Raw genomic sequence first — 19734 nt, 5'->3', positions numbered from 1 at the left:
AACGCGGATTGAACGCGGATAAAATTATCGCCTCTATCCTGCTGGCATCCGTGTTTAATCCGCGTTCATCCGCGGCTAATAAATTACAGTTCCTCGATTCTTGTCTTCACCTCGCCGTCGGCGAAATCGAGGGCCAGCAGGTCGCCCTTGGCCAGCGCTTCTTTACGGGTGACCACGCGGCCTTGCTGGTCGCGGGCAATGGCGTAGCCGCGCTTCAAAGTCTGCTGCAAACTGACGCCCTCGAGGCGGTCTTTCAACACGCCCAAACGGTCACGGCGGCGGCGGAGCCCGTCATCGGTCGCCCGGTCAAAGCGACGCTGCAGCGTGCCCACGCGCTCGCGGAGTTGCTCCACGCGGCGCGCCGGAGCGACGGCGGTCAGCCGCTGACGCAGCAAACGCAGGTCGGCACCGTCCTTGGCCAGGCGGGCGTTAAACAGCGATTCGAAGCGCCCGTAAAGCTCGTCCAAACGCAGTTGCGCCTGGCGGACTTGCGCCTTCGGATGATAGACCTGCAACCGGCGCTTGAGCAGCTCCAGCTCGTGGCGCTGCGTCTTTAAAATCTCGTCCACAGCGCCTTCGAAGTCGCGGCCTAGATTACTCACGCGGTCGCGCAGCTCGATGAAGTTGCTCGAAATGAGTTCCGCGGCGGCGGTCGGTGTTTCGGCACGTTTGTCGGCGGCGAAGTCGCTCAGCGTGAAGTCGATTTCGTGCCCGACGGCCGAGATGACCGGGACCTTGCACGCGGCCACCGCGCGGGCCACGCGCTCCTCGTTGAAGCACCAAAGATCTTCCAAACTGCCGCCGCCGCGCATGACGACGATCAAGTCTGCCTCGCCCCACACGTGGATCTGCCGCAGGGCCTCCACGATGTCCGTCGACGCGCCTTCGCCCTGCACCTTGGAGCCCGCCACGACCACGCGTCCACGCCAATCGCGGCGCTCAAGCACGCGGCAAAAATCCTGAATCGCCGCGCCCGTGGGCGAGGTGACCACCGCCACCGTTTGCGGCCAAACCGGGATCGCGCGTTTGCGTTCCTGGTCGAACAACCCTTCCGCCGCGAGCTTCTTCTTGAGCTGCTCAAAGCGCTCCTGCAAGCGGCCCTGCCCGACCTCCATCACCGTGCGGCAAATCAGCTGATACGTGCCCCGCGGCTCATACACATCGATGCCGCCATGAACGAGCACCGCCATGCCGTCTTTGAGGTCCACGGTCTGCCGCATCGCGTCCATGCGAAACAGCACGCAGGAGAGCTGGCTGTCGGCATCTTTAAGCGTGAAATAAACATGCCCACTGGCCTGGCGGCGGAGATTCGACACCTCTCCCTGCACCCAGCACGGCGGCATGCCCTTGGTGAGGAGTTGCCGGACACGGCGGGTAAAAGCCCCGACCGAAATCGCGTCATCAGGACTCTGTCTGCGGGACGTTGCCACGAGCTTTTTGCCTTGTGTAAACCATGCGGCAGATGATGCCCACCACGATAAAGAGCGATACCGCAAAGATGATCGTGCCGACCTTGCCTTCGAAAATCGCGTCACCAAACATGATGAACAAAAACACGTGCACGGCCTGGATCGGCACCGAGAGCAGCATGTAGCGGCGGAAGTTCACGTTGGCCAGACCAAGCAGATAGCTCTGGATAATCATAGGCGTGCCGGGCGCAATGCGCAGCAGCGCGACAAACCGCACCTCCTGCGACGCCGAAATCTTCGGCACCTTGATCTTCTTGCGCTCCAGCAGGCGGAGGATAGGTCCGCGCAAAAACGTGCGCGCCAGCCAGTAGGAAATCGCGTCATTGAGCGCCACGCCAGTCACAGCGAGCAGCAGGCCATACACCGGGCCAAATTTGTAGCCCACCAGCACCAGCAGCACCGACACCGGGAAAAAAATCAGCGGCAGCAGCGCAATCGCGGGCAGCAGAAAGATGCCGTTAATCGCCTCCAGCCATTGAAAAACCTGATCTACCAGTTCGTGCATGCCGGGAACGTTAGACGCCACCCCCGCATTGGCAAGCGGCAAGGTCAGGCACCAAGGGTGCTTTTTTGCGAAGATCTGGGTTCATTTCCAAGCCTTGCTCGCCAAAATATCCACAAACCCTTAACAGAAAGCTACTTGCAAAACATACCCATTTAAAAACCACCGCCAAACCAATACTTTTATGCCATATTAATGCACTATATTGCCTATTTTATGGAATCTAAAGCAAACTTTCAGGACACAATGGGACGAATCTGAGCTCTGCCCCGAGGGTGGATTTCATCCTCGGAGACATCGCAACTGCGCGCGATAAAGCTGCCATTGCAAAGGCCAACACCTTCCTCTCCTACAAAACGCCTTTCGACCAAAAGGCGTTTTTCCGCGCCCGATAACAGAGGATACCTGGAAAATCCCCCGCCCTAACCAATAATTCAATTAATCCCAAATACACACAAACCCTAATATTATTCATAAAATCCCCTCATTTTTAATGGTTCACGCGCCTTGCTATATAAAGATGGCCTACTGACGATAATAATCATGCCTACTGACTCTACTGCCAGCAGGGAGGGGAAGCGCTTTATCCTGATTCATATCGGGGCACTCCTGGTGATCCTATTCCTGTACGTCTTCGCTCATTTTGTCTGGAAACCACAGTTCGGCCTGTCGTCGACTGCAGACGATAAAGAAAAGAAGAATTTAATCCATTCGATCGTCCGCATCACTAATGTGGGGTACGCAGATGTGCTGGATCCCCGCGGATTAGATTGGTTTATAGGCCACGAGCAAGCCAAACCGACTCTCGATCTAATACGCGAAAACAACGAAAACATCGTCAAGCTGCGTAACGAGACAAACCTGAATGTGATCTCGCTGAATAACCGCGGAAAGTACGTGAACCGGCCCAACAAACCGAGGATCTGGGAAATCACCACAGATTATAACGATGGTAATTACGCGCTCGCCTACAAAATGCTCAATGAATTTACGGGGAACCTACCGCTCAACACCATGAGTATTCTCAATGGCGAGGATATGATCTTCGACAAAACCGCACTCGCACTCAAACAACTCGAATTACTCAAAGAAAACAACGAGACGCTAATCTACGACATCAAGCCGACGGTTATCTCCTCCTGGATGTGGATTAGCCCTACGGGCTCGCTAGCTGAAGTGCTGTTCTGGTCGCTCTTTGGCGTGATCACCAACCTGCTGGTCAACTCTGCCAAGCACCTCAACAGTAACACATACCGCCCCCTCGAAGAATGGGTTGGCTGGACCAAGTTAATTTACGGCCCGTTCCTCTCACTAATCATTGTCATGGCCATCATGTTTGGCTTTCTGGATACGCCAGGCTATGAGTCACGTGCTTACACGCTGCCGCTACTCGGCTTTATCTTTGGCTACAACACCCGCAAAATCGCCAACCAATTTGATAAGCTTTCCGAGCGGGTGCTTGGCTCCGTAGAAGCCGGCATTAATGAAGACCGCACCCAGGCCATCAAAAGGCAACAAGCGCGATTAAGGGGTATTCGAGATTCCTTAAAGCCAAGAAACATGGAAGAGCTGAATCGCTACCTGCCTACTGTCATTAAAGAAGCAGCCATTGCCGCTGCAGTCCGAGAGGTCGTCAACAAGAAGAAGTAACTACCACCACTGAGCTACCTGCATCATGATTAAGCATCGAATCAAACTGTCCGTCCTACTAGCGCTGCTGATGGCGTTCGCCTTGACTGGGTGCAACACCGCGCTCAAGGAACAAGCCAGCACCTTAAACCAAGATCTCAAGGCACTCACCAACAAGCTTGGCGATGAATCCAAGAGTGACATCGAGCAACGTCAGAACTTGGCGAATCAGTATGAAACCGCCTACGTCGAAGCCGCCGAAAATTATTACCTGCTCAACATAGCCTGGTATAAAAGCGAAAAGGCAGCCATCGAAAACGCGGGCGCGAAGGCCTTAAACCATTTCGATGAAAAAGCAGCCCAATTCATCGGCCATGACTTAGTCAAACACTTGGAACAAACCTATGACAAGGTGCTCAATGTTGAATTGGAAAAATATAGACAGGAGGCTCTAACCAAGAAAAACGAAGTCCAAGAGGGAGATCAATACAGCCGCGATGCCTATAATCGAGCACTGGCAAAATACCACTATGCCGGCTATATATTTCGCGACAATCGAACGGAACTCATTGAGGAAACTCTAGCATCCACCCTAGCCATACGGCAGGAAGTTGCGGCTTACATCCAATCAACCACCGAATCAAAGCTCGTAGAAATCAATAAAAACTTAGCTGCTGCCGAGAAAGAATACGACGCCTTCAAAAACGGGGGAAAAGCGAATATCACTAGCAGTTTTAAGCACTACCAAGAGGCGCTTAAAAAGCGAAATGAAGACCTGCAAACGGCGTATAAAACCCAAATCGAAGCGTTGGACAGCATCGATGCTTACATTAACAAAGAGCCAATTTGGAAATCCATTCTCCGTGGAGTGCTGACGCAAACCGTAAAAGAAATTCCTCTAGTATCCGAGCTCGGTTTGGATGAGAGCCTGACAAAATCAATTTTGGCCTTTAGCCCCGACGACATTCTAAAGCAGGCGACCACTACAGGCGGCAACATTCTCATTAAATATGCAGATGATCAAATTGCTAAACTAGACAATACCCTCACCAAGCATATCGATAAATCTTTGAAAAAAGCAGAAGAGGAATATTCCGAAATTAAATAACAACTTTAGGAAGCAACACCATGGCCATTAACAAACCAGACTATGACTTATTAGGACTAAACGACGAAGATCGTTTAAAGGTCAACATTGTTGCCAATGCCGCATACGAAGATGCGCGGGCATGGGTGAATACTTCACTGAACAACCTCGTCGAAAACACGAAGTCTAAGCTTAAAGACGACTTGGACGAGATTAACTCAGTCTATGATGAGATTGCAAAGATGAGAACTGAGAAGTTAAAGACACTACACGACTTGAAAGAAGACATCTCCAATCTGAAAAAAAACGCAACAACCTCTGACAAGATAAGCGAAATAGCAGTGAAACTGAATGAGGATATTTCAGCATTGGAAAGCTCTCTCGAAGCACGAGAGGCGCGCTGGGAAAAAGTCGGCGCCACTGCCGTTAAGGTCGTTAAAAAAGCCATCTCCACCGCAACGACTGGCGGCGTCATCTAGGACCACGCGACTTGTCGATGACAAGTTCTCACCACCGCTAAGCGCAAAAACAAAGGCCGACGCATCACTGCATCGGCCTTGAAAATCCTTGCCCCGCATTCGCGCAATGCGCGAATCAATCGGTCCAGCAGGATGCTGATTAGAGGGCGTGGATGGCGCTTTTGCTGACGGCGAGGCCGGCTTCCTTGAGGGCTTCGGACATCGTCGGGTGGGCGTGGATCGTGCGGCCCAGGTCTTCGGCGCTACCGCCGTATTCCATGTGGGTGACCGCCGCGGCGATCATCTCGCTGGCACCGTGGCCGATGATTTGCACGCCGAGAATCTTGTCCGTCTTGGCGTCGGCGATGACCTTGCAGAAGCCGTCGGTGCCGTCGACTGCGATGGCCCGGCCGTTGGCGGCAAAGGGGAACTTGCCCACATTGACGTCCAGCTTGTCGGCCTTAGCCTTGTCTTCACCGATGCCCACGCAGGCGATTTCCGGCTCGGTGTAGATCACGCTCGGGATGACGTCGTAGTTCACGTGGCCGCCCTTGCCAGCGATCAGCTCGACGCAGGCCACGGCTTCTTCCTCGGCCTTGTGGGCGAGCATCGGGCCCGCGACGACGTCGCCAATTGCGTAAACGCCCTTGGCGGTGGTGCGGAAATGGTTATCGATCTTCACGCGGCCGCGCTCGTCGAGCTCCACGCCCGCCTTGTCGGCAGCGAGGCCCGCAGTGGTGGGCTTGCGCCCCACGGCAACAAGGATCTTGTCGGCTTCAAACTTGAGCTCCTTGTCCTTCTTTTCGGCGGTGAGGAACGTCTTCTTGCCTTCCTTGGCGACACCGGTGACTTTCGCGCCGAGCTCGAAGCTGAGTCCCTGCTTTTTAAAGAAACGCTCGGACAGCTTGGCGACGTCCTTATCGACGGCGCCCGCGATTTGAGGCAGCAGTTCGACGACGGTTACCTCCGAACCAAGGCGCGCCCAAACGCTGCCCAGCTCAAGGCCAATGGCGCCCGCGCCGACGACGACGAGCTTCTTAGGCACCTTGTCAAAGCTCAGGGCTTCGGTGCTGGAAACAATCGTGTCGCCGTCAAACTTCATGAACGGCAGCTCCACCGGCACTGAGCCCGTGGCGATGATGATGTGCGTGGCGGTGACGACCTTTTCGCCGTCGTCCCCCGTGACCTTTACCTTGCCCTCGCCTTCGAGCGAGCCGAGGCCGCGGAGCACGTCCACCTTACGCGCCTTGGCGAGCTGGGCGACGCCACCATTGAGCTGGGCGACGACCTCGTCCTTGCGCTTGAGCATGGCGGGGATGTCGCTAGTCAGCTTGCCGACCTTGATGCCGTGCACATCGCCGCGCTCCTTGACGGTGTGGAAAATCTCGGTGGAGTGCAGCAGCGCCTTCGACGGGATGCAGCCCACGTTGAGACACGTGCCGCCGAGCGTGGCGTCTTTCTCGACGAGTGCGGTTTTAAAGCCAAGCTGCGCGGCGCGGAACGCGGCTACATAGCCGCCGGGGCCGGAGCCAATGACGAGGAGGTCGTAATCTGCCATGATCTTAAAGTGGTGGGAGTTTTTTTAACTACGGATAGCGCGGATGCGAGGTGTAGTTTATTTCACGCAAAGACGCAAAGTCGCAAAGGGTTTCTTACTGGTTATCAGTCGAGTGGCCTTTGCGTCTTTGCGCCTTTGCGTGAGTTTAAATTGAGTTGGTCGGTTTTCGTTTATACGCCGAACATCAGCGAGGTCGGGTCTTCGATGGCTTCCTTGATCTTCACGAGGAAGGTCACGGCGCCCTTGCCGTCGACGACGCGGTGGTCGTAGCTCAGCGCAAGATACATCATCGGGCGGGCGACGATTTCGCCGTTGATGACGACCGCGCGCTGCGTGATGTTGTGCAGGCCGAGGATGCCGGTTTGCGGCATGTTGAGGAGCGGCGTGGACAGCATGCTGCCGTAGATGCCGCCGTTGGAAATCGTGAAGACGCCGCCGCTCAAATCCTCGAGCTTGATCTTACCCGCGCGGGCAGCCTTGGCGTAGTCGATGATGTCCTGCTCGATCTCGGCGAAGCCCTTCTTGTCGCAGTCGCGGACCACAGGAACCATCAGGCCCTTGTCGGTGCCCACGGCCACGCCCACGTCGTAGAAGTGATTCTGGATCACGTAGTCGCCGTCGAGCTGGGTGTTGAGATCCGGCACGGCTTGCAGCGCGTTGACCACGGCCTTCACGAAGAAGCTCATGAAACCAAGCTTCACGCCGTGACGCTCGACAAACTTGTCCTGATGCTGCTTGCGCAGCTTCATGATGGCGGACATGTCGACCTCGTTGAAAGTGGTGAGCAGCGCGGCTTCATTAGTCGCGGCAACGAGGCGCTCGGCGATCTTCTTGCGCAGCGGCGTCATCTTCTTGCGCGTCTGGCGATCCTCAGCGGGGACGATCGGCGCGGCGGCCTTGGCCGGAGCTTCTGCCTTCGGCGCAGGCTTGTCGGCGGCGGCGAGCATATCGCCCTTGGTCACGCGGCCACCCTTGCCGGAGCCATCGACGCCCTTCGGATCGATGCCGGTCTCGGCTGCGATGCGGCGCACAGCCGGGGAAATAGCGTCGTCCGGCGCAGCCTTGCCAGAGGGAGCCGACGCGGCGGGCGCTTCACTGGCTTCCGACTGCTGACCTCCGTCCTCGGATTTCTGACCAGCGGGCTTCGCGGCGGAGTCGTCGATAACGGCCACGATCTGACCGATCTCGACCTCGTCGCCTTCTTCGGCCTTGAGGCTGATTGTGCCACTGGCTTCGGCGAGACCTTCGGAAGTGATCTTGTCCGTTTCGAGTTCAAAGATGACCTGCTCTTTTTCAACGTAGTCACCCTCGGCGACGTGCCAGGCGGCAATGATGCCAGAAGTGATCGACTCGCCCAGAGCCGGGATTTTCATTTCTACAGCCATGATATTAATTCAAAAATTATAAATGCAGAATGCAAAAGGGTTAACGAGTGGGATTTGCTTTGTATTAGAAAGTTACTTTGCGAAAGAGAGCTGCTTTGCAGCGCAGAGCTTAGTTATTTTGCATTTTGAATTTTCCATTTTGCATTCCAAAGCTCCGGCAGCGCATGGATCAGTCGTTCTTGGTTTTGTTGAACGCTTCGTCGATCAGCGCGGCCTGCTCGATCTTGTGCATGGCCAGCGAGCCCGGAGCCGGGCTGGCGGCGGCATGACGGCCCGCGTAGATCGCATCCTTGCCTGACACCTCCTTGAGGTAGTGACAGATGAAGGACCACGCGCCCATGTTTTGCGGCTCTTCCTGACACCACACGAGCTGCTCGTAGCCCTTGTAGCCAGCGAGGATTTCGCTGAGCAGCATTTCGTTGAACGGATAGAGCTGCTCGACGCGCACGATGGCGGCGTCGGTGATTTTGTTTTCCTCGCGGTGGGCAATGAGGTCGTAGTAAACCTTGCCCGAGCAGAGAATGATACGCTTGGCCTTCTTCGGCGGCGCAACGTCGTTGAGAATTTCGTGGAACTTGCCCTTCTCCAGCTCTTCAACCGTGGAGACGCAGCCCTTGTGGCGGAGCAGGCTCTTGGGTGCCATGATGACGAGCGGCTTCTGGAAGTCGCGCTTCTTCTGGCGGCGGATGATGTGGAAGTATTGCGCTGGGGTGGTCATCATCGCGACCTGGATGTTGTTCTCCGCGCAGGCTTGCAAATAACGCTCGAGGCGGGCGCTGGAGTGCTCCGGCCCCTGGCCTTCGTAGCCGTGCGGCAGCAGCATCACGAGCCCGCTCACGCGGCCCCACTTGGATTCACTGCTGGCGATGAATTGGTCGAAGTGCACCTGGGCACCGTTGGCGAAGTCGCCGAACTGCGCTTCCCACAGGGCGAGCATGTCCGGATAGTCGATCGAGTAACCGTAGTCGAAGCCCAGAATCGCCGCCTCGGAGAGAGACGAGTTGTGCACGCAGAAGGTGGCCTGGTTGGCGTCGAGATTGGTGAGCGGCACGTAGCGGGTGCGCGTTTCACTGTCGAACCAAGCGGTATGGCGCTGGCTAAAAGTGCCGCGCTCGGAGTCCTGACCGGACAAGCGCACGGGCGTGCCTTCCATCAGCAGCGTGCCGAAGGCGAGGGACTCCGCAAAGGCCCAGTCGATGCCTTCGCCGGCCTCGAAGTTCTTCCACTTCTGCTTAATCTGGCGCGCGATCTTGGAGTTGATCTTAAAGTTGCCGGGAGCTTCGGTGAGGCGGCGGGCGACGTGGCGCAGCTCCTTGGCGGGCACGCTCGTTTTGGCGCTGGTGAAGTTAAACGGCGGCTGGGTAACGGCGGACGAGCCTTGCAGCTTGAGCGCCTTGGTCTTCGGCTTGCCGGCCTTCTTTTCCTCTTCCTTTTTGACGTCCATGAACGCGTCGTTGAGCGTGTTCTGGTAGTCGTCGGTAAACTTCTGGGCCTCAGCTTCGGAGATGTCCTTGGAAGCCAGCATACGCTCCTTAAGGTTTTCACTGATCGCCGGGTGCTTGGAGAGGCGCTGGTAGAGGTCGGGCTGGGTGAAGCCGGGCTCGTCGGACTCGTTGTGGCCGTGGCGACGATAGCAATACATGTCGATCACGACGTCGTCCTGGAACTCCTGGCGATACTTCGCGGCGAGGCGCATGACAGAGCAAACGGCCAGTGGGTCGTCCCCATTGACGTGGAAAATCGGCACGTCGATCATCTTGGCGATGTCGGTGCAGTAGCGGCTGGAACGCGAATCGCGCGGGTCGGTGGTGAAGCCGATCTGGTTGTTGATCACCACGTGGATCGTGCCGCCGGTGCGGTAGCCCTTGAGCTTGGCAAGGTTGAGCGTTTCTGCGACCACGCCCTGGCCGGCAAATGCTGCGTCACCGTGGATCAGCAGCGGCAACACGCGCTTGCGCTCGAGGTCGCCGCGAATGCGTTGACGGGCGCGGGCCTTGCCCTCGACAACCGGGTCCACCGCTTCGAGGTGGCTTGGGTTGGCGGCGAGGCGCAGCTCGACTTCATGGCCGGACTCAGTCGTGAGCACCGACTCGTAGCCGAGGTGGTATTTCACGTCGCCATCACCATGAATGGACTCGGGAATGTAGTTTTCCGAAAATTCGCGGAAGAGGAACTGGTAGGACTTGCCGATGATGTTCGCCAACACGTTGAGGCGGCCACGGTGAGCCATGCCCATGACGATTTCTTCAACGCCGTTCTTCGGGCAGTCCTGGATCAGCAGGTCGAGCGCCGCAATGAGCGTTTCGCCGCCTTCGAGCGAAAAGCGCTTCTGGCCGACGTAGCGGGTGTGCAGGAAGCGTTCGAAAATTTCGCCCTGCATGACCTTGTCGAGCATGCGGAGCTTTTCCTCGCGGGTAAAGTTGGGCGCGAAATTATCGGGCTCGATCGCAGCCTGAATCCAGCGGCGCTTCGGCGTCTCCTGAATGTGAATATACTCGCAGCCGATGTGGGCGCAGTAGGTTTCCTTGAGTCGCTCGAGGAGCTTGGGGACCGTCATGAAGACGCCGCCCAGGTAATTGCCGGTGTGGTATTCCTTGTTCTCGTCGATGTTTTCCAAGCCCAGGCGGTCGAGCGCGAGGCGGGGATTCGGCACCGGGTTCGGCGTCAGCGGGTTGATGTGCGCCTGGGTGTGGCCGATGGAGCGGAAAGCGTAGATCGCGCCGATGACGCGGGACTGCGTGATGGCGTCGAGGCCTTCAATCTCGGCCTTGGAAACGGTGGTCTCGCCCGCACCGCCTGCGTCAGCGACCTGCTGGGCCAGCTCATAGCCCTCGAAAAAGGCGCGCCATTCGGCGTCGAGCGTGTCGGGATTGTCGAGCCATTGCTCGTAGTTCTGGTCAATCAAGTCCGCATTCCAGCGGTTAGCGATGCCGAGATTCTTCATGTCTGTGGGGATTCGGAGGCGAAATTTCGCCTTAACAAAAAATGTATCCTGCGTCCAAAATATGAACAACAGCCTGTAAGTTTCTAATAGATAAGCGGTTTTTTAGCGTATAAGAGCAGGTAGGAATAGACTTCCACCCGAGTTTCGGCAAGCTATAAGGCTTAAAAACATGAGCGACTTTGATACACTACTTAAGCATTTGGAATCGTTAGACAGCCGCGATCGGCCCCTGGCTAATGTCATCACCGACCTCGACACCTACCACCGCGACCACGCAGCGGACCTCCCCCCGCGCCTGGCCCACTTCCTGGAGCGCCGCAGCTACGGCAAAGCCCTGGCCTTCCTCCGCGGCGAAAAAGAAAACATGCCCCCCGGCGGCTGCTCGGGGCATTGATTTTTGAATGTGAGGGAGAAGGGAGATGGGAGAAGGCAGAAGGGGCGAGTTGGATTGGAAGCGGCATAGAAAATTTTACATATTCGCGAGATCCTTTTGCGGGTAGCTACGAACCAAGCTATTCCCTTCTCCCTTCTCCCTTCTCCCTTCTCCCTTTAATAAAAGAACCCATGTCCAAGAAACAACGCATCTCCACCGACGGCGGTTCCGGTCTGGACGCCAATCCCTTTGCTGCGCTGAGCGGAGCCGGGCTCCCTGACGCTCCCGCCAAGCCAGCACCCGCTAAAAAGCCCACCCCCGCCCCGGCCAAAGCCAAGAAGCGCGGGCGCGTGGACCTGCAACGCCAGAAGGGCGGACGCGGCGGCAAGATCGTCACCATTCTCTCCGGCGAAGGCATGAACACCACGGGCCCGCAGGAGCTCGACGCCATGCTCAAGCATTTCAAGTCGCGCCTCGGCTGCGGCGGCAAAGTCCAGGGCAAAACCGTGGAGCTGCAAGGCGATGTCCGCGACGCCGTCGAGCCCGAGCTCACCCAGCGCGGCTACCGCGTCGTCCGCGTCGGCGGCTAGCAACGTGCCGCTGCATCCAGAGATTGCCGCATGGCAGCAATGGCCAGCGAGGCGGTTAAATTGGTAGCGCGGAGCGTCCCCGCTCCGCAAGCAGTGGCAACTGGATTTCTCAGTCCGCGAATGTGCATTGGCGCAACCCGTCTGATGCGAACTTTTTGGGCGCTCCTGCCATCACTGCGGAGCAGGAACGCTCCCAGGCCACCTTGCGCGTAGATCGCAAATAGCTCCGCAAGACCAGACATATCCACTACAGCAGCCATAAGCTTTACATGCCCGGCGGTTTGCGCATGTTGGAAGCATATGGCGGACACTCCTATTCAAATGAACAGCCTCGCCGGCAAAAAGGCACTCGCTCTGGTGCGCGAGGCAGACTACGCCCACGCGGGTGACGCGGAATCCATCGACATGGTTTTCAAAAAGCTGCCCCGCAACCCCGAGACCAAGGTCCTCGATGTCGGCAGCGGCCTCGGCGCCACCTCCGACTACATTCGTAGCCAGGGCTGGGGCCAGGTGACCGGCATCGACACCAATCACCCGTCCGTCATCTACGCCAACGAGCACTACCGCCGCTGCAACTTCATCCACACCGACGTCGTCGACGCCTCGCTCTTGCTCAAGCCCGAGTACGAGCTCCTCGTCAGCTTCAACGCGTTTTATGCCTTCAGCGATCAGCCTGGCGCGCTCAACACGCTATCCAAGGTCGCCACGCACGAGTCCAAGTTTGCTATTTTCGACTACGTGGACCGCGGCAACTACGCCTACCAACCGATCATGGAGAACGGCAGCCCCTTCCTGCCCAACCCCTTACACCTCGACAAAATCGAGCGCATGCTGGCCCAAAACGGCTGGCGCCTCTTCACCATTGAGCCACTACACGCACTCTTTGCCGACTGGTATGCGCAGCTCGTTACCCGCATTGAGGAGAAAAAAGACGCCATCGAGGAAACCACCTCGCCGGAGTTCTACACCCATATGCTCTCGCTCTACCGCCAGCTCCACGGAGCCATTGCTGATGGCCGCCTCGGCGGAGCAATCGTGCGCGCCGTCCACGGCAAAGCACAATATTAGAGCAACAATTGGCACGCGCACGCGGTTTCGTGGCGCTCTTTGGGTTGGGCATCGGCGTCCTCATTTCGCTCGCGCCAGAGCCACCGCCCGCTTATCGTAATCGCGAATAACTGAACGCCAACCCGACCATGAACGCACCCGACAGCCTGGACTACCAGCCCTTCCTCGACGCCGCCATTGCGGAAGCTCAACAAGGCCTCGCCGAAGGCGGCATCCCGATTGGCTCGGTGCTGGTCCTCAACACCGAAGACGGCCCGAAGATCGTCGGCCGCGGGCATAATCAACGCGTCCAGCAAGGCAGCGCCATTCGCCACGGCGAAATGGACGCCCTCGAAAACGCCGGTCGCCTAACCGCCAAGGACTACCAAAACAGCTTCATCGTCACCACGCTCTCCCCCTGCCCCATGTGCACGGGCGCAATTTTGCTCTATAAAATCCCAACCGTAGTCATCGGCGAAAACGAGACCTTCCTCGGCGCCGAAGAAACCCTGATCCAACACGGCGTGCGCCTCGTCCACCTAGAAAGCGAGGCCTGCAAACAAATGATGCGCGACTTCATCGCCGCCAAGCCCGAGCTCTGGAACGAAGACATCGGCGTGTAGCAAACAGGCCAGCTACCGCACTTTCGTCGGACAAGTTTGGAGTGCGCCAGCCCTCTGGCGCTTTAGGATTTTGAGTGACGCTAAAAAAACTGAAACCGGAGCCTGATTTTGCCCGGCGCCTGCCGATGAAGCGCCTCAAAAATGCGAAAGCGCCAGAATGACGCACCTTCGGCGCACTCCGAAATCTCCTAGGTAGGTTTCTCAAAAAGAACCGTGCGGTTGTTAGTACGACAACAGTGCGGTTATTGCTCAAACAACAGCACTGTTGTTGCAGAGAGAACCGTAGTGTTCTTTCTCAGACAACCGGGTAGGCTATTCCGAGTTTCCTTAGTAGGAAACTACGAAACAACCGCATAGGAGATTCAAAAACAACCGCATAGGAAACTGCGAAAGAACCGAGTAGGCTTTTTCTACAAATCCAGCTACCTCACCTTCGTCGGGCAAGTTTGGAGTGCGCCAGCCCTCTGGCGCTTTAGGATTTTGAGTGACGCTAAAAAAACTGAAACCGGAGCCTGATTTTGCCCGGCGTTTGCGGATGAAGTGCCTCGAAAATACGAAAGCGCCAGAGGGCTGGCGCACTCCAAACTCAGCAAAACGCTTAAAATTCGCGTTCATTCGCGCAATTCGTGGTTAAAAAGCGGCTCGCTAGCCCCTTTTCGGCCAAAAACCGGCCCAAGCCGCCCGCGGGGCCGCTTTTTTCCTCAGAATCAAAAAAGTCCTTTGATTTATGCGCTTTTCGGTTAAATTAGGCGGTTTTCTAAATTTCCAGCAATGAGCAGCGAGACCGAAAAACCAGTCAACGAAGAACAACCCGTAAATCCCGAAGAAGCAGCGGCCGAAGCAACCGACGCCGCAGCAGACACGGACAGCGACGGTGTGGGCGCCCTGTTGGCCCAGATCGAGCAGCTTCAGGCCGACCTTCAGGCCCAGAAGGACAAGACCCTGCGCGCCGTCGCCGACCTCGACAACTACCGCCGCCGCGTCGCCCGCGAAAAGGACGACCTGCGCAAGAATGTTGAATCCGGCGTCATCGAGGACCTCTTGCCGGCCATTGATAATTTCCAGATCGGCCTCGAGCACGCGGCCAAGGCCCAAAGCGGCGCCGACGTCGCCAAGGGCTTCGAATTCATCGTCACCCAGATCAATCAGATCCTGGAGCAGCGCGGCCTCACCAGCGTGGCGCCCGCCCCCGGCGACGAGTTCGACCACCACCAGCACGAAGCCGTGGGCCACGAGGCCAGCGACACGATTGCCGACCACCACATCATCAAGGTCATGCGCCAGGGCTACCAGCTCAACGATCGCCTGCTGCGCCCGGCGTCCGTCGTGGTGTCCTCCGGCCCGGCCGAGGCGACCGACGCAACCCAGGAAGATTCCTAAGCGATGCCCGAAGATTATTACGAGCTGCTCGGCGTGAGCCGGGATGCGGACGCCGCGGAGATCAAGAAGGCCTATCGCAAGATGGCCGTGAAGTATCACCCGGACAAAAATCCCGACAATCCCGAGGCCGAAGAAAAATTTAAAGAAGTCTCCGAAGCCTACGAGGCCCTGAAAGACCCGGACAAGCGCGCCGCTTACGACCGCTATGGTCACGCCGCGTTCCAGGGCGCAGGCGGTGGCGGCGGAGCCGGCGGCTTCCACGACCCGTTTGACGTCTTCCGCGAATTCTTTGGCCAACAAGGCGGGGGCGGCGGAGGCGGCGGCATCTTCGAAGAATTCTTCGGCGGTGGTGGCGGCCAGCGCGGCGGCCCGACTCAAGGAGAAAACCTCGGCGAAGACCTCGAAATTTCCCTCGAAGAAGCAGCCCTCGGCTGCACCAAGGAAGTGGCCTACCGACGCCACGAACACTGCGGCAGCTGCGGTGGCACCGGCGCAGCAGCCGGCAGCCAGCGCGTCAAGTGCACCACTTGTAACGGCGTTGGACAAGTCATCAGCTCGCGCGGCTTTTTTCAGGTTCGCCAGGCCTGCCCGACCTGCCAAGGCCAAGGCACCACGGTCGACAAGCCTTGCGACGAATGTCGCGGCCACGGCGTGCAAGTCGCCACGCACAAGGTAAAGCTCAACATCCCGCCCGGCGTGGACACCGGTTCGCGCCTGCGTTCGCGCGGCAACGGCAATGCCGGCGGCCAGGGTGGCCCCTACGGCGACCTTTACGTGACGCTCCACATCGCGCAGCACGACATTTTTGAGCGCCACGGCGACGACCTGTATTGCGTGATCCCGATCAAGTTTACGCTCGCAGCGCTCGGCGGCTCCATCGAAGTGCCGACCCTCTCGGGCCGCGCTTCGCTCAAGATTCCGTCCGGCACCCAGGGCGGCACCAAGTTCCGCCTGCGCGCCAAGGGCATGCCCGCCTTGCGCGGCAACCACGTGGGCGACCAGATTGTCCGCGTGGAAATCGAGGTGCCCAAAAAGCTGTCCGGCGAAGAAAAAGCGGCGCTGGAAAACTTTGCCGAAATCTGCGGCGACGCCGACGAGCCGGTGGAGAAGTCCTTCTTCGACAAAGCCAAAAAGTGGTTTGAATGAACGTCAACGACCTGCCCAACCCCCGGCTCCTCAGCCTGAATAACGCGGTTTCCCGCCGCGAAGCGCTGCGCGCCGAGGGCAAGCGGGTCGTGCTGACCAACGGCTGCTTCGACCTCCTGCACACCGGCCACGTTTACTTCCTGAGCGAGGCCGCCAAGCTCGGCGACGCGCTGTTCATCGCAATCAATTCCGATGTCAGCGTGAAGGCGCTCAAGGGCGAAACCCGCCCTGTGCAAAGCGAGCTCGAGCGCGCGTATTTGCTCGGCCGTCTGGACTTTGTCGACACGCTCGTCACCTTCGGCACGCCGCGACTCACCGCGGAGATCGAGGCGCTGAAGCCCGACGTTTACGCCAAGGCCGGCGACTACACGCTGGAAACGCTCAACGCCGAAGAACGCGGCGCACTCGAAGCCTGCGGCGCAGACATCCAGTTCATGCCATTCTTGCAGGGTTACAGCACCACGAGTTTGATTGCCAAGATCAGCGCGGCGGCTAAGACTTTCTAGCTTTCTCTCATTACTATGTATCGCGTTGCCATTTTAGGATCGGGCAACGGCAGCAATGCCGAAGCCATTCTCCGCGCTCAGGACGAAGGTCGCCTGGGCCCCTCTCAAGTGCTCGGCATCTTTTGCGACCAGCCGCACGCGCGCATCCTCAAGCTCGGGCCACAGTTCGACACGCCGAGCCTCTACCTCGACCCCGGCCCCTACAAAACCAAGTTTACCCCCGAAGCCGAAGCGCACTGGGCGCACACCATCGAAAGCATTTCGCCGGACTTGGTCGTCCTCGCGGGCTTCATGCGCGTGCTCAAGAAACCGCTGCTTTCCGCCTTCGCCGGCCGCATCATTAATTTGCACCCCAGCCTCTTGCCCAAGCACCCGGGCTTGCATTCCATTCGCAAGGCCTTCGAGGCGGGCGACAAGGAAACCGGCTGCACCGTCCACTGGGTCAATGACGAAGTCGACGGCGGAGAAGTCATCAAGCGCTCCAGTGTGCCGATCTATCCGGAAGACACCTTGGAAGACGTCGAAGCCCGCGTCCACCAAGCCGAGCACGCGCTGCTGCCGTCGGTCATTCGCAAGCTGTCCGAAGAAGCCATGATGCAGGGCCGCATTTAACTTTGCCGCGCAAAGTAACTCTCTATCACAAAGTCCATGCACGAAGTTTCCTGCACCGTCACCAATGATTTAGCCGAAGAGCTCGAGGCCTACATGTGCGAATACGTTCGCTCCAACTGGTCGCTGCTCCAGATCAAGGACACCGATCCAATGAAGCTCCAGGGCTTCTTCGAAGACCGCGCCCAGGCCGAGCAGGAATACACCGAAATGCGTGAAGCCTTTCCGCAGCTCCCGGCCGAGCCCGACTGGCGCGAGTTCGACGACCAGGAGTGGCAAGACGCCTACAAGGCGTTCATCGATCCGTGGTCCTATGGCGACCTCCACTGGGTGCCCGTCTGGATGCGCGAGGAATACACCGTGCCCGCCGGCGAAACCGCCGTTTACCTCGATGCCGGCATGGCCTTTGGCACTGGCAGCCACGAGACCACGCGCCTCATGGCCAAGCGGCTGCTCGACTACCGCGACGCGCATGGCGACTTCGCGGGCAAATCCCTGATCGACGCCGGTTGCGGCAGCGGCATCCTCGCGATGTCCGGCGCGAAGCTCGGCTTTGAAAAAGTTTACGCCTTCGACCGCGACCCGGAAGCCATCCGCGTCTCCATCGAAAACCGCGCTTTCAACGAGCTCGCCGACGACAGCGTGGAGTTTGTCGACGCCGGCCTCGAAGACGGACTCGCTGGCAAGCAAGGCGACATCATTCTCGCGAACATCCAAGCCGACGTGCTTAAGATCTACGCCGAGCAATTGATCGAAGCCACCGCCCCCGGCGGCGTGCTCGCCCTGAGCGGCATCCTCGCCATCGAAGTGGACGACGTCCGCGCAAAATTCGCCCCCCTGGCCCAAGCAAAGTTTGGCAACGTCACGATCGACTCCCGCGTCGACGGCGAATGGTGCGACCTGACGATCTTCACGGCGTAAATTAAGATTTGATAGGCATTCATTTGCCGCTCAAACTAGCCTCATGTCTGAAGAAGGCAAAGGCATCGAAATCACAATCGCAATTCTCGCGGCAGTCGCGGTTCTTGGGCTCGGTGGGCTTTACATCAAACACATCCGAGAGAAGGCGCGCGAAAAGACCATTACAAACGGGCTGCGTAACATTGCACCCGCTAGCCAACAATACATTTTGGAAGAAGGCCCCACACCGACCAAGGAGACTGCACATGTCAAGTGAAGGCAAAGGCATCGAAATCACGATCGCGATTCTCGCGGTGCTAGCGATTGTTGGGCTGAGCGGTCTTTTTTATGGCTACCAGTATATAGAGTCCAAGCGCGAGTTATCCCGCGTGATGGCCATCACTGGCAACCTGCGCCAAGTCTCATCTGCCGGCCAGCAATATATACTTGAGGAGAGCGCAACATCCGTCACCTACAACGAATTGGTGGGCGAGTATTTCCATGACCTTGGCAGCGTCGCGGGTGAGTCATACAACACATTGGTCGTCACCAAAGAAGGCGGCGTGCTCAAGGCCCAAACCTCCAGTGGCCTGGAAGTCGCCTTCACGTATTAGCGAGAGAAAGTCCTTGTCCCCGAGGCAACTTGCCGCGACAATCCTGCGCGACGACTCGGGCAAGGCTATGGAACTCAAAGACTTTAAGCACTACTTGATCAAAAAGGGGCAAAACGACAATTTGTCGAAAGTGTCTCCTGATCCCTGGGATGACATCCCAGAAGACAAAAACGAGGGCAAAGCAGAGCTCGTCGAGCTCAATGAAAAGCTGGCTGACTTGCAGCAGCGGTTCTTCGTCGATAAGTCCAAGAAGCTGCTCTTCGTGCTGCAAGGCATGGACACCAGCGGCAAAAACGGCACGATCCGCAACGTCTTCCGCGGCGTGAATCCGCAGGGCGTCGAGGTGGCCAGTTTTGACAAGCCAACCAGACGCGAGTTGTCCCACGACTACTTGTGGCGCGTCCACCGCAGCACGCCCGCCAATGGCGAGATCGTCATCTTCGACCGCAGCCATTACGAGGATGTGCTCGCTGTGCGCGTGAACGACCTGAAGCCCAAGGAAGTCTGGAGCAAGCGCTACCGCCACATCAACGACTTTGAGCAGTTGCTCGTCGACGAAGGATGCATAGTAGTCAAGTTCTTCCTGCATATCGACCGCGTTGCCCAGAAGGAGCGCCTGCAATCGCGTCTGGACCGCCCAGAGAAGAATTGGAAATTTGACCCGTCGGACCTCGTGGCCCGCAGCCGCTGGGAGGAATACGAAAAGGCCTACGAAGACGTCTTCGACAAAACCAGCCACCCGCACGCGCCTTGGTATTTAATTCCCGCCAACAAAAAGTGGGCGCGCAATCTCCTCGTCGCACGCATCGTCGTGGCCACCTTGGAAGACATGCACCTCTCCTACCCGAAGGTCGACTACGACCCAGCCAATATAGTGATTGAATAGGTCGACAAGTGGTTGCGGCAAGATGCCG

General features: G+C 57.8%; 21 protein-coding genes. 15 read left to right on the top strand and 6 right to left on the bottom strand.

Going from position 1 to position 19734, the window contains the following annotated elements; all coding sequences use genetic code 11:
• Positions 1 to 83 precede the first annotated feature (83 nt).
• Both xseA and RBB62_RS02185 read right to left on the bottom strand, forming a co-directional pair.
• The gene (gene xseA / locus RBB62_RS02190; RefSeq protein ID WP_309396568.1) at positions 84 to 1430 is read right to left on the bottom strand and encodes an exodeoxyribonuclease VII large subunit; all 1347 of its coding nucleotides are present in this window, start codon (positions 1428 to 1430) and stop codon (positions 84 to 86) included.
• Complete coding sequence (locus RBB62_RS02185) at positions 1402 to 1974, bottom strand: TVP38/TMEM64 family protein (protein WP_309396567.1); 573 nt, start codon at positions 1972 to 1974, stop codon at positions 1402 to 1404. Before RBB62_RS02185 ends, xseA begins: the two co-directional genes overlap by 29 nt.
• Before the next feature lie 540 nt (positions 1975 to 2514).
• On the opposite strand from RBB62_RS02185, the gene RBB62_RS02180 reads away from it, so the two are divergent.
• The 3 genes from RBB62_RS02180 to RBB62_RS02170 are packed head-to-tail and all read left to right on the top strand — an operon-like array spanning position 2515 to position 5166.
• Positions 2515 to 3621 carry a hypothetical protein gene (locus tag RBB62_RS02180; RefSeq protein WP_309396566.1) on the top strand — a complete coding sequence of 369 codons (1107 nt, stop codon included), beginning with the start codon at positions 2515 to 2517 and terminating at the stop codon, positions 3619 to 3621.
• A 25-nt stretch (positions 3622 to 3646) separates the two neighbouring features.
• Complete coding sequence (locus RBB62_RS02175; RefSeq protein WP_309396565.1) at positions 3647 to 4708, top strand: hypothetical protein; 1062 nt, start codon at positions 3647 to 3649, stop codon at positions 4706 to 4708.
• A gap of 20 nt (positions 4709 to 4728) precedes the next feature.
• Positions 4729 to 5166, top strand: coding sequence for a hypothetical protein (locus RBB62_RS02170; protein WP_309396564.1), 438 nt, complete (start codon positions 4729 to 4731; stop codon positions 5164 to 5166).
• Between the two features lie 139 nt (positions 5167 to 5305).
• On the opposite strand, the gene lpdA is transcribed toward RBB62_RS02170, so the two are convergent.
• The 3 genes from lpdA to RBB62_RS02155 form a co-directional block, all read right to left on the bottom strand.
• The gene (gene lpdA, locus RBB62_RS02165) at positions 5306 to 6703 is read right to left on the bottom strand and encodes a dihydrolipoyl dehydrogenase (RefSeq protein ID WP_309396563.1); all 1398 of its coding nucleotides are present in this window, start codon (positions 6701 to 6703) and stop codon (positions 5306 to 5308) included.
• Positions 6704 to 6873: 170 nt separating this feature from the next.
• Complete coding sequence (gene odhB / locus RBB62_RS02160; protein WP_309396561.1) at positions 6874 to 8088, bottom strand: 2-oxoglutarate dehydrogenase complex dihydrolipoyllysine-residue succinyltransferase; 1215 nt, start codon at positions 8086 to 8088, stop codon at positions 6874 to 6876.
• Between the two features lie 169 nt (positions 8089 to 8257).
• Positions 8258 to 11032, bottom strand: a complete 2775-nt coding sequence (locus tag RBB62_RS02155; RefSeq protein WP_309396560.1) for a 2-oxoglutarate dehydrogenase E1 component — start codon at positions 11030 to 11032, stop codon at positions 8258 to 8260.
• A gap of 169 nt (positions 11033 to 11201) precedes the next feature.
• On the opposite strand from RBB62_RS02155, the gene RBB62_RS02150 reads away from it, so the two are divergent.
• From RBB62_RS02150 to RBB62_RS02135, 4 genes are all read left to right on the top strand, one after another.
• The gene (locus RBB62_RS02150; protein ID WP_309396559.1) at positions 11202 to 11426 is read left to right on the top strand and encodes a hypothetical protein; all 225 of its coding nucleotides are present in this window, start codon (positions 11202 to 11204) and stop codon (positions 11424 to 11426) included.
• A gap of 170 nt (positions 11427 to 11596) precedes the next feature.
• Positions 11597 to 11995, top strand: coding sequence for a translation initiation factor (locus RBB62_RS02145; protein ID WP_309396558.1), 399 nt, complete (start codon positions 11597 to 11599; stop codon positions 11993 to 11995).
• Positions 11996 to 12295: 300 nt separating this feature from the next.
• Complete coding sequence (locus RBB62_RS02140; protein ID WP_309396556.1) at positions 12296 to 13063, top strand: class I SAM-dependent methyltransferase; 768 nt, start codon at positions 12296 to 12298, stop codon at positions 13061 to 13063.
• A gap of 128 nt (positions 13064 to 13191) precedes the next feature.
• Positions 13192 to 13665, top strand: a complete 474-nt coding sequence (locus RBB62_RS02135) for a nucleoside deaminase (protein ID WP_309396555.1) — start codon at positions 13192 to 13194, stop codon at positions 13663 to 13665.
• A gap of 327 nt (positions 13666 to 13992) precedes the next feature.
• Here the strand turns inward: RBB62_RS02135 and RBB62_RS02130 are convergent, their stop codons facing one another.
• Positions 13993 to 14280: a hypothetical protein gene (locus RBB62_RS02130; RefSeq protein ID WP_309396553.1), complete on the bottom strand. Its 288-nt coding sequence runs from the start codon at positions 14278 to 14280 to the stop codon at positions 13993 to 13995.
• A gap of 156 nt (positions 14281 to 14436) precedes the next feature.
• On the opposite strand from RBB62_RS02130, the gene RBB62_RS02125 reads away from it, so the two are divergent.
• The 8 genes from RBB62_RS02125 to RBB62_RS02090 are packed head-to-tail and all read left to right on the top strand — an operon-like array spanning position 14437 to position 19706.
• Complete coding sequence (locus RBB62_RS02125) at positions 14437 to 15045, top strand: nucleotide exchange factor GrpE (protein WP_309396551.1); 609 nt, start codon at positions 14437 to 14439, stop codon at positions 15043 to 15045.
• 3 nt (positions 15046 to 15048) lie between these two features.
• Positions 15049 to 16191, top strand: coding sequence for a molecular chaperone DnaJ (dnaJ, locus tag RBB62_RS02120; RefSeq protein WP_309396549.1), 1143 nt, complete (start codon positions 15049 to 15051; stop codon positions 16189 to 16191).
• Complete coding sequence (locus RBB62_RS02115; protein ID WP_309396547.1) at positions 16188 to 16697, top strand: adenylyltransferase/cytidyltransferase family protein; 510 nt, start codon at positions 16188 to 16190, stop codon at positions 16695 to 16697. Before dnaJ ends, RBB62_RS02115 begins: the two co-directional genes overlap by 4 nt.
• 15 nt (positions 16698 to 16712) lie before the next feature.
• Complete coding sequence (gene purN, locus RBB62_RS02110; RefSeq protein WP_309396545.1) at positions 16713 to 17309, top strand: phosphoribosylglycinamide formyltransferase; 597 nt, start codon at positions 16713 to 16715, stop codon at positions 17307 to 17309.
• Positions 17310 to 17345: 36 nt separating this feature from the next.
• The gene (locus RBB62_RS02105) at positions 17346 to 18227 is read left to right on the top strand and encodes a 50S ribosomal protein L11 methyltransferase (RefSeq protein WP_309396544.1); all 882 of its coding nucleotides are present in this window, start codon (positions 17346 to 17348) and stop codon (positions 18225 to 18227) included.
• Between the two features lie 43 nt (positions 18228 to 18270).
• A complete protein-coding gene (locus RBB62_RS02100) occupies positions 18271 to 18483 on the top strand; it encodes a hypothetical protein (RefSeq protein WP_309396542.1) in 213 nt (70 codons plus the stop codon).
• Positions 18473 to 18820, top strand: coding sequence for a hypothetical protein (locus RBB62_RS02095; protein WP_309396540.1), 348 nt, complete (start codon positions 18473 to 18475; stop codon positions 18818 to 18820). Before RBB62_RS02100 ends, RBB62_RS02095 begins: the two co-directional genes overlap by 11 nt.
• Before the next feature lie 13 nt (positions 18821 to 18833).
• Positions 18834 to 19706 carry a PPK2 family polyphosphate kinase gene (locus RBB62_RS02090; RefSeq protein WP_309396539.1) on the top strand — a complete coding sequence of 291 codons (873 nt, stop codon included), beginning with the start codon at positions 18834 to 18836 and terminating at the stop codon, positions 19704 to 19706.
• Positions 19707 to 19734 lie beyond the last annotated feature (28 nt).

Source organism: Cerasicoccus maritimus, assembly GCA_031296935.1.
Taxonomy (GTDB): Bacteria; Verrucomicrobiota; Verrucomicrobiia; order Opitutales; family Cerasicoccaceae; genus Cerasicoccus; species Cerasicoccus maritimus.
The sequence above is the reverse complement of the archived record's forward strand: the minus strand, read 5'-3'. Positions and strand labels throughout refer to the sequence as shown.

What these genes read in the sequence shown, in the direction of transcription:
- RBB62_RS02145 (WP_309396558.1), top strand. Translation starts at nt 11,597, where the DNA reads ATGTCCAAGAAACAACGCATCTCCACCGACGGCGGTTCCGGTCTGGAC.
- RBB62_RS02170 (WP_309396564.1), top strand. Translation starts at nt 4,729, where the DNA reads ATGGCCATTAACAAACCAGACTATGACTTATTAGGACTAAACGACGAA.
- RBB62_RS02115 (WP_309396547.1), top strand. Translation starts at nt 16,188, where the DNA reads ATGAACGTCAACGACCTGCCCAACCCCCGGCTCCTCAGCCTGAATAAC.
- odhB (WP_309396561.1), bottom strand. Translation starts at nt 8,088, where the DNA reads ATGGCTGTAGAAATGAAAATCCCGGCTCTGGGCGAGTCGATCACTTCT.
- RBB62_RS02135 (WP_309396555.1), top strand. Translation starts at nt 13,192, where the DNA reads ATGAACGCACCCGACAGCCTGGACTACCAGCCCTTCCTCGACGCCGCC.
- RBB62_RS02105 (WP_309396544.1), top strand. Translation starts at nt 17,346, where the DNA reads ATGCACGAAGTTTCCTGCACCGTCACCAATGATTTAGCCGAAGAGCTC.
- RBB62_RS02185 (WP_309396567.1), bottom strand. Translation starts at nt 1,974, where the DNA reads ATGCACGAACTGGTAGATCAGGTTTTTCAATGGCTGGAGGCGATTAAC.
- RBB62_RS02180 (WP_309396566.1), top strand. Translation starts at nt 2,515, where the DNA reads ATGCCTACTGACTCTACTGCCAGCAGGGAGGGGAAGCGCTTTATCCTG.
- RBB62_RS02150 (WP_309396559.1), top strand. Translation starts at nt 11,202, where the DNA reads ATGAGCGACTTTGATACACTACTTAAGCATTTGGAATCGTTAGACAGC.
- RBB62_RS02175 (WP_309396565.1), top strand. Translation starts at nt 3,647, where the DNA reads ATGATTAAGCATCGAATCAAACTGTCCGTCCTACTAGCGCTGCTGATG.
- RBB62_RS02155 (WP_309396560.1), bottom strand. Translation starts at nt 11,032, where the DNA reads ATGAAGAATCTCGGCATCGCTAACCGCTGGAATGCGGACTTGATTGAC.
- purN (WP_309396545.1), top strand. Translation starts at nt 16,713, where the DNA reads ATGTATCGCGTTGCCATTTTAGGATCGGGCAACGGCAGCAATGCCGAA.
- RBB62_RS02140 (WP_309396556.1), top strand. Translation starts at nt 12,296, where the DNA reads ATGGCGGACACTCCTATTCAAATGAACAGCCTCGCCGGCAAAAAGGCA.
- RBB62_RS02095 (WP_309396540.1), top strand. Translation starts at nt 18,473, where the DNA reads ATGTCAAGTGAAGGCAAAGGCATCGAAATCACGATCGCGATTCTCGCG.
- RBB62_RS02130 (WP_309396553.1), bottom strand. Translation starts at nt 14,280, where the DNA reads ATGAACGCGAATTTTAAGCGTTTTGCTGAGTTTGGAGTGCGCCAGCCC.
- lpdA (WP_309396563.1), bottom strand. Translation starts at nt 6,703, where the DNA reads ATGGCAGATTACGACCTCCTCGTCATTGGCTCCGGCCCCGGCGGCTAT.
- dnaJ (WP_309396549.1), top strand. Translation starts at nt 15,049, where the DNA reads ATGCCCGAAGATTATTACGAGCTGCTCGGCGTGAGCCGGGATGCGGAC.
- RBB62_RS02125 (WP_309396551.1), top strand. Translation starts at nt 14,437, where the DNA reads ATGAGCAGCGAGACCGAAAAACCAGTCAACGAAGAACAACCCGTAAAT.
- RBB62_RS02100 (WP_309396542.1), top strand. Translation starts at nt 18,271, where the DNA reads ATGTCTGAAGAAGGCAAAGGCATCGAAATCACAATCGCAATTCTCGCG.